General features: G+C 35.9%; 8 protein-coding genes and 1 pseudogene. 2 read left to right on the plus strand and 7 right to left on the minus strand.

What is annotated here, in order from left to right; genetic code table 11:
- Nucleotides 1–55: 55 nt before the first annotated feature.
- The 4 genes and pseudogenes from ACR65M_RS25605 to ACR65M_RS25620 form a co-directional block, all read right to left on the minus strand.
- Nucleotides 56–505, minus strand: a complete 450-nt coding sequence (locus ACR65M_RS25605; protein WP_440274807.1) for a zinc-binding metallopeptidase family protein — start codon at nt 503–505, stop codon at nt 56–58.
- Nucleotides 506–674: 169 nt separating this feature from the next.
- Entirely contained in the window at nt 675–1,664 is a 990-nt protein-coding gene (locus ACR65M_RS25610; RefSeq protein ID WP_440274808.1) for a succinylglutamate desuccinylase/aspartoacylase family protein, read from the minus strand.
- Between the two features lie 62 nt (nt 1,665–1,726).
- Nucleotides 1,727–2,686, minus strand: a complete 960-nt coding sequence (locus ACR65M_RS25615) for a succinylglutamate desuccinylase/aspartoacylase family protein (protein WP_440274809.1) — start codon at nt 2,684–2,686, stop codon at nt 1,727–1,729.
- A 632-nt stretch (nt 2,687–3,318) separates the two neighbouring features.
- Nucleotides 3,319–4,494 (minus strand): annotated as a pseudogene (locus tag ACR65M_RS25620) (IS3 family transposase).
- Nucleotides 4,495–4,699: 205 nt separating this feature from the next.
- Here ACR65M_RS25620 and ACR65M_RS25625 point away from each other — a divergent pair.
- A complete protein-coding gene (locus ACR65M_RS25625; protein ID WP_440274810.1) occupies nt 4,700–4,945 on the plus strand; it encodes an HTH domain-containing protein in 246 nt (81 codons plus the stop codon).
- A gap of 217 nt (nt 4,946–5,162) precedes the next feature.
- Nucleotides 5,163–5,372: a hypothetical protein gene (locus ACR65M_RS25630; protein ID WP_440274811.1), complete on the plus strand. Its 210-nt coding sequence runs from the start codon at nt 5,163–5,165 to the stop codon at nt 5,370–5,372.
- 384 nt (nt 5,373–5,756) lie between these two features.
- Here ACR65M_RS25630 and ACR65M_RS25635 read toward each other — a convergent pair whose 3' ends face one another.
- From ACR65M_RS25635 to hbs, 3 genes are all read right to left on the minus strand, one after another.
- Entirely contained in the window at nt 5,757–6,188 is a 432-nt protein-coding gene (locus tag ACR65M_RS25635; protein WP_440274812.1) for a hypothetical protein, read from the minus strand.
- The gene (locus ACR65M_RS25640; protein ID WP_440274813.1) at nt 6,185–7,735 is read right to left on the minus strand and encodes a response regulator transcription factor; all 1,551 of its coding nucleotides are present in this window, start codon (nt 7,733–7,735) and stop codon (nt 6,185–6,187) included. Before ACR65M_RS25640 ends, ACR65M_RS25635 begins: the two co-directional genes overlap by 4 nt.
- A gap of 217 nt (nt 7,736–7,952) precedes the next feature.
- A complete protein-coding gene (gene hbs / locus ACR65M_RS25645) occupies nt 7,953–8,225 on the minus strand; it encodes a non-specific DNA-binding protein Hbs (protein WP_440274814.1) in 273 nt (90 codons plus the stop codon).
- Nucleotides 8,226–8,353: the final 128 nt, after the last annotated feature.

Here is an 8,353-nt window from a genome sequence, read left to right on the forward strand (position 1 = left end):
TGTCACAATACTTATCTCAAGTATTGCCATTTTGGAGGTGTTTTATATTGTCTCACTATTTTAGGTTAGTCCAGTTAACAGGTAAACTGCCTTTTACTTTTTTTATTGCCGCAACTGCATTTAAGAATCCAGCTAATGGTCCTTTTTGGTTCGTAATCCCTCTACTTACGATTGATTCACCAAATTCAGGTAAATCTACGATACTGCCAGAAAACGGTTCTACCATCCAGTCTTCACCTACAACAGGTTGTACATCATACATTCCATAGAGAAGAACTGTTTTTTCTTTGCCTTCATCAAGATGACCAAAGATAATTGGATAGCCTGGTGTTTCATGTGAGAAAACCCGTTGGCATCCTAAGTCCCTAAGCTCTTCTTGAAGAAGTTCAACAATCTCTACCATTCCAGTTCCATCACCACTAATACTAGGTTGAGAAACTAGTTTTTGATACTTCTTTACATGCTGTTCCCAATTTTCATCAATGTACTGTAAAACATCTTTCATTCAGGTCACCTCTTTCTTGCCACGGATTTTCTTACGTCTATTTGTAAGGAAATCCGTGACCATGTTGGAATAAGTACTACAATAAATCTATTAAATAATTTATCCCCAGGGGAATGGGGGGAAACCTTCGTTTAGAAAAACCTAATACGTGTATCATGTCTAATTTCGATTACTGATCACTTTTACCTAAGCGATCAACAATCGGAATCGCCTCTGCAATTAACTGTCCAGGATGAACTGGCCAATAACGATGTCCAATCGCAGCAATATAAGCATTGTCAGTTGTACAACGGAGCTCTTCGGTTACTTCACCATGAAGGTTCATGACTGCACCGAGTAAGTCTCCTTTATTCACAACATCTCCAACACTGCAATGTGGAACGAATAAACCGCCTTGTCCAGTAAAGAAGAAGTCTGCTCCGTTAATGACTGTATATTCCTCTTGTAATGGTGCTTCACCTGGAAGCATTTCAAGTGCTGTCATGATATTGCGGATGGACGTTTTAAAATTGGCTTCATGTTCTTCTGTTACATTACCTCCGCCACATTCAATTGTCACAGCAGGAATTCCCTTGTGTACAAGTTGGGACGTACCCGTTCCACTAACATCTGTCTCAGATTGGGAACGCCAAATCACATCTGTACCAGCTCGTTTTGCTAGCCATATTGATTTTTGTCCTGCATCAGAATCATCGTAATCACAGATTGCATAAAACGGAACATAGGCCCCAATTCCGCCAGAGTGTAAATCAATTACATAGTCACTTGAGCTTACAATTGTTTCAATTAATGTGTAAGCCAAACGTTGACTATATGTTCCTTTTTTATCTCCAGGGAAAATTCGGTTCAAATTCGCACCATCAATTGGTGATGTACGGTAGCGTGCTTTAAATGAAGGAAGATTTGTAACCGGAACCCCGATAAACGTTCCACGCAATTCATTTACATCTAACTCTTGGAAAAACCGAATGATTGAAGCAGCTCCTCCATATTCATCACCATGTACACATCCTTGTACCCAAATCGTTGGTCCCTCTTCTGTACCAGAGGCTATTAATACAGGAACTTGAATTGGGCTACCATCTGTATCAGTACTAACTTGAAGATATCCTTTTGTTTTTTCACCTTTTACAACTTGTGCAATTCCTACAGTTTTCATGTTTCTCTACCTCCCATTGTTTACAATTATTTCTGCTCTTTTTTGAATGTAAAGCTTATTCATTATTTATAGGTTTCAACAATTAACTGCCCAGGATGAGTTGGCCAATAACGATGTCCTGTTGCTGCTAAAAATGCATTGTCAGCGGAGCATCGAATTTCCTCTAACACATCACCGTGCAGATTAATGATGGAACCAATTAAATCCCCTTTATTCAAGATTGAACCAACCTTACAAGCAGGTACAAAAAGTCCACCGTGCCCTGCAAAAATAAAATCTCCTTCTTTATAAAGAGCATAATCCTTTGTAACCGTAACCTCACCAGGTATCATTTCTAGAGCTCGCAGCGCACTTAAAACGGATTCTTTATACTGATGTTCGTGCTCTTCCGTAACGTTTCCACCGCCAACTTCTATCGTTACCGCTGGGATTCCGTTGTTCATTACTGCATCGGTAACAACACCAGTTGTTGAGTTTTCCCCTTCGACACGCCAGATAACGTTAGATCCCATGCGTTCTGCAAGCCACATTGATTTTTCAGATGCTTCTGTTTCAGCAAATCTACAAATTAAGAAGTATGGCACATGAAGACCGATACCTCCCGAATGTAAATCGAGCAAATAATCAGCATGTTCTGTGATGTTTTCAAGTAAAGTGTGCGCTAGACGTTGACTATATGTACCATTTGGGTCACCCGGGAAAATTCGATTTAGATTCGCACCATCAATTGGTGATGTTCTGTATCGAGCCTTATATGATGGAAGATTCACAACAGGCACTCCTACAACTGTACCCTTTAATTCCTCTACATTTAGTTCTTGGAAAAGGCGAATAATCGATGCTGTTCCGCCATATTCATCACCATGAATCCCTCCCTGTACCCAAACCGTAGGACCTTCCTGCTTTCCAGCAGCAACAAGTACTGGAATTTGTATCGGAGAACCGTCTGTATCACTACCTACTTTCAAGAACCCTTTCGTTTTTCCACCCGGAATCACTTCTGCTGTTCCAATCGTTTTCAATGTACATCCTCCCTTTGTATAGAAAATTAAATTTTTACAAAAACTCACATCATGTCAATATTCATCGAAGTCTAGGAAACCTTGTATATACATAGGACTCAAGATAGATGTAAACATATCTTTTTTAGGCTCCACCCCCCTTGTTCAATTAACTTTATTCGCAATTTTGTAAATGATTTGTTAAATAATAGTTTACTTTACTAATGTAAAGTGGTAAAGTAAGTATTTAAGTATAAGTTAATATTATTTCGTAAACTCCAGAAAAACGACTTAATAAACAACTAATAAAGATATTCAACATAATATAATTAAATAATACTTTATAATAGAATTTTTAGAAAATTAATTATTGTTTACTATATTATCTTATTGTTTCGAATTGCGCAACACATTTTGTTAAGTATTATTTTATTTTTCACAAATTTTTTTGTCGAAAATGAAGTGTGATTTTTTAAGCGGTTTTCTATAGATGTTTTTAAAGTTTTGAGAACTAGAAGGCAGCAAAAGAAAAACGATTCGCGTCTTCACTGTGGATAGAGGTGAGTGGTTGGATTTGTTGAAATCGGAGAAATACCGCCATATAAGACCCTATAGACTGCCATAGTCATATGAGACAGTAATAAAGCACCCTCTTAGGCTGCCATATTACCAAATTCTATTGGTGTATGGTAGCCTAATTTTTCTTGGATACGCTCTTCATTATAATAATTCATATATTGATCTACTTGCTCCCTGACCTTCTCCAAAGACATTGAATTAAATTTCACATACTGAAACCCCTCTGACTTTAGATTTGAGTGAAATGACTCAATTACAGCGTTGTCCCAACAGTTTCCCCTTCTTGACATGCTGCTTACCAAATTCTCTTTTTTACAAGTTCTTGATACGCATATGAAGTATACACACTTCCTTGATCAGAATGTATGATAACTCCTTCTGGGTTACCCCTTGCTTCTAAAGCTTCCTTTAATGTATCTATAACTAAAGGAGTTTGTTGATGTGCATATAGTTTATAAGACACAATTTGATTGTTATATAAGTCCATTATTGTCGAAAGAAATAGCGTGGATGAACCATACTGAATATAAGTTATGTCAGTTACCCACTTTTGATTAGGCTTAGCTGCTGTAAAATCTCGTTGTAATAGGTTTGGTGCAATTATGACTGATTCTCCTTGGGATTTCCATTTACGCTTAGGCTTCACTTGGCATTGTAGGTGGTGTTTCTGCATTATTCGTTGAACTGTGTTACGATTTAACTCTATTTGATACTTACGTTTTAGTAGCTTTTTAATTTTTCGGTGTCCATAACGATATTTGGTTTCTTTACATAGTGAAATAATTGCCTCTTCTTTCTTAGACAATTTAACTTGTTTAGATGACGCCCGCCCAACGGTAGTAGGTAGCCTTTGGGATTTTTAAAGCAGTTTAAAGCAGATAAGATTGCTGTAACCGTGTATTTTTTACGTAATCTTTGCACTAACTGGAGAACTACTTCTTTCTCAACTCCTTTTTGATCTCCAAATACTTTTTTAGGATTTCATTTTCCATTCTTAAATGAATAATTTGACGTTCTTTGTTTTCCTCTTCACTTTGTGTATCTGGCCCGTGACCATAAGTGTACTGCTTTCCAATAGGCTGATTAAATCTATGTACTTGATTTTCACGATACCATCTCATCCATGTTTTGATATGAGATACATTCTTTATTCCATACTTTTTCATTATTTCTTCATTTGTAAACTGACCACTCTTCTTATCTCTTACGACTGCCCACTTTGTTTCACTTGAATATACGTTTTTGCCCACGCAAAAACACCTCCGAATAAGTACTTTTACTAAGTGTACCATTTCGAAGGTGTTTTATAGTGTCTCTTTTTATTATGTTAGTCTACTACTAAGTAAACTGAACCCTATAAAATAGACACGAATAAAAAACTACTTATCCGTTCTGTTTTATAGGGTTCTTTGTCGTATACTTATTTTATAGTTATTATAAGCGGGAGTTGTTAATATGAGAGTGCATTATTTTTCGGATGAACAGCTAGAAGAACTAAGAAGGAATGCTTATGTGGATAAGGTCTCAAACAAAGCCATTACGTATTCCGAAGTCTTTAAGCAACATTTTATGGATGAACTGCACTGTGGGAAATTTCCTGCACAAATCTTTAGGGAAGCAGGCTTTGATACAAAGGTAGTGAGTAAACAAAGAATTGAAAACTTTTCTCGTAGGATACGGAAAATGGCAGATAGAATATAAGGTTTTACGGATTTACGCACCCAACATTCAGGTCGTCCTCAAACGATAGAGCGCACTCAGAGTGAGGAAATAGCCTATCTCAAACATCAAGTCACTTTACAAAAACAACAAATTGATGCTTTAAAAAAATGAATTTTATCAATCGCAAAGCAATCAAAGCTTTGCCCAAGAAAAATATCAATTGATCCAAACATTAACGGAAAGAGATGATAACCTCTTGAATATCAAGTGGCTTTGCGACATTGCTCAAGTTTCTCGTTCAGGCTATTATGCATGGCTAGAACGGGAAGAGAGGCGTAATGAGCGTGAGAAACAAGATCGCGCTGATTTTGAATTGATTCTAGAAGTCTATCAATATCGCGGATATGCCAAGGGGTCAAGAAGCATATATATGTTTGCTTCAAATAGGAATCGTGATGAACCGTAAGAAGATTCAACGACTGATGAATAAATATACCCTCGTATGTCCGATTAGAAAACCTAATCCTTATAAACGAATGGCCAAAGCTAGACAAGAACATGCAACGAAGCCTAATCATTTAAATCGCCAATTTAAAGCTCATGGTCCCAAAATGGTCCTACTCACGGATATTACCTATCTCTACTTTGGAAAAGGTCAGAAAGCCTATTTAATTACAATGAGGACGCAGGGAGAGGAAAATAGAAAACGTTTGTCCGCACTCCTCTATATAGGGTAATAATTCAATTTGTATATCAGAATTCACCCATCCGCTAACAACTCTGTACCTTCCTCTTCCTGAAACCCAAAGCTTTTCTTCTCCTCCCTGTTGAGAGAAACGTATTGCTGTTGTTAAACGATGCATATAAAATCATTTCCATTAATTAGCTCCAAATAGTTTGGATAATACTTCATTTGTTTTGGAAAGACATATACACCATACGTCCCTTTTAAATTGGCAATAAGTTGACTAATCCGATTGATAAAATCTTTTTCTTCTTTATAAGATGTTGGTGGATGGCTTTGCAAGAGAGTTTGTAGCTGTATAGATGTCACCATTTTTTCCATTTCATTTTCTGCATCTTTTAATAAACGATTTACCTGCTTTTTATTCAATTCCAAATTGTCATGAAGAAGTTGAGAGGTAACCTTTTCTAGCTGAGACTTTGATCTATCATATGATAAATAACCTAATAATGCTAATGGAATAATGATGGACAAGACAATAAAGACAAACATTTTGTTAAATAAATTATCTTTAATTCTTACCTTTCTAACTTTCATTTTCCGTACCTATACTCTTTGGGTGTTTTACCTGTTCTTTTTTTAAAAATAGTACCGAAATGCTGTAGATTTTGATAGCCTACAGATTCTGCTATCTCATATATTTTCATACTTGTTTCTCTTAGGAGTGTTTTCGCTTTGTTAATTCTCGTCTCTGTTAAAAAATCCATATATGTTTGTCCAGTTTCCTTTTTAAACAACTGACTTAGCCAGACCGGATGTATGGATAGCTCGTCTGCTATCATTTGTAAGCTCAAATCCTCCATGTAACTAGAATGAATCATTTGAATGGCTCTCTCAATGATTGAATTGGTAACATGTGTTGAAACCTCATGACCAACACTTATTAAATACTCGAATAAGACCTTTTCATATTCTTCTAATGAGGTGCATTGATCAACCTTTTCCCATACACTCATCGGGATTTCTTTAAGCTCCTTTGAGGTTTGGTCACTTATACTTGCTAGGATTTGCGACAAGTAGTTTAATGTTTTTCGCGTGATATCGTCTCTAGATTCAAGTCCATCGAGTAATATGACTTGTTGAAAGAAAGCCTTTACAACCTGACAAATGCCTTCTTCATCCTTATTAATAACTAATGATGCTAAATGGTGAGAAGTGGTAAGGTCTGTTGACATCAGATAATCAGATTTTACATAGTCCTCACGATTTGTTAGAGAGCTTATTTGAAATTCTTTTAAAGTAGAGCTGTAAGCTGCATGCATTTCCTCAAATGACGAAACTTTTTTGCTAATACCTATTGCTAACTCGAATTTTTGATATTCCTTTACTTTTTTGCGAATGGACCTAGCTAATTCCTCAACATCTTCAATAGTTGTTAATAGTACCCATCGATTTTTAGGGTCTTTAAAAAGGAGTGAGTGTGTATGATTTCGGATAACATCTTGCATAATATTTCCTATTACAAAAGTCTTTAATTGATTTTCTTCTGTAAAAGGTTTCCCATCAGGATACCCCTTTACATCAAAAATAAGGACAGAGAAAGATTTATTCGCTAACCAACCAATATTCCATAAACACAGTCTATGGTAGAGATGTTCCTCAAGAGGTGTTCTTTTTAAACAAAACTCAATTAGGTAATTATCCCTCATGGAATGTGTTCCAATCTCCGCAAATGATTTTTGCTGTTCAGAATACAGATGTTGTTCTTTTTCCTCTATTATTATCAAAAGAGTCCTGGTTACCTTTTCTTTAAACTCCTCTGTGCTAAATGGTTTCAGTAAATAATCAACCGCCCCAAAGCGTATACTTCTTCTCGCATATTCAAAATCATCGAAACCACTTACAACAATTACCTTTGGTTGATAGTCACTATTTACAACCTCTTCAACTAAATCAAGACCAGATATACCTGGAAGCATAATATCGGTAATAATTAATTCAGGATAATGTTTAAAAATGAACTCTCTTGCATCTTCCGCATTATTCGAAGTTAGCAATTCTACTTCAACGTTATTTAGAGAATCTACGGCCCTTTTCATACCTATTAAGGAATCTGGCTCATCTTCAATTAGTAATAACCTCAATTTTCACCCCTCCGTTCAGTGGTAAATTACATTAATATTAACCAAAACAGTTTTTAGTGGTCAATTAAAATAAAAATATGTTTTAAGAATTGATGAATGAATAGGAAAATTCGTTAACTGGAACTTCATTGTAAGTGTCTATTTTCTCGCTATCCATCGAATTCACCTTTCCTATAAAAAAATATCCCCCATGAGGAGGATATTTTTGTTAGTTTACTCATTTAACTGCTTCTTTTAGAGCCTTTCCTGGTTTGAATGCAGGCACTTTACTTGCTGCTATTTCAATTTCTTCTCCAGTTTGTGGGTTACGCCCTTTGCGAGCTGAACGTTCACGCACTTCAAATGTTCCAAAACCAAGTAATTGAACACTGTCACCACTTGCTAACGCATCTTTAATCGTTTCAAATACCTGTTCTACTACTTTTGTTGCGTCTTTCTTTGTTAATTCACTTATCTCAGCAACTGCATTTACTAATTCTGTTTTATTCATTATGTATTTCTCCTTTCGCGTGCTTACGCACACTCCTATATTACTTAATATTACTTAAATGTAGTGTAGTGCTTTAATAAATTAATGCTAATTCCTAAAAACACAAAATCGCCTATTTTTTTGTTTAA

The organism is Ferdinandcohnia sp. SAFN-114, assembly GCF_059415045.1.

Bases quoted from the DNA above. Each gene is read 5' to 3' on its own strand.
- ACR65M_RS25625 (WP_440274810.1), top strand. From the start codon at position 4,700: ATGAGAGTGCATTATTTTTCGGATGAACAGCTAGAAGAACTAAGAAGG.
- ACR65M_RS25605 (WP_440274807.1), bottom strand. From the start codon at position 505: ATGAAAGATGTTTTACAGTACATTGATGAAAATTGGGAACAGCATGTA.
- ACR65M_RS25610 (WP_440274808.1), bottom strand. From the start codon at position 1,664: ATGAAAACTGTAGGAATTGCACAAGTTGTAAAAGGTGAAAAAACAAAA.
- hbs (WP_440274814.1), bottom strand. From the start codon at position 8,225: ATGAATAAAACAGAATTAGTAAATGCAGTTGCTGAGATAAGTGAATTA.
- ACR65M_RS25635 (WP_440274812.1), bottom strand. From the start codon at position 6,188: ATGAAAGTTAGAAAGGTAAGAATTAAAGATAATTTATTTAACAAAATG.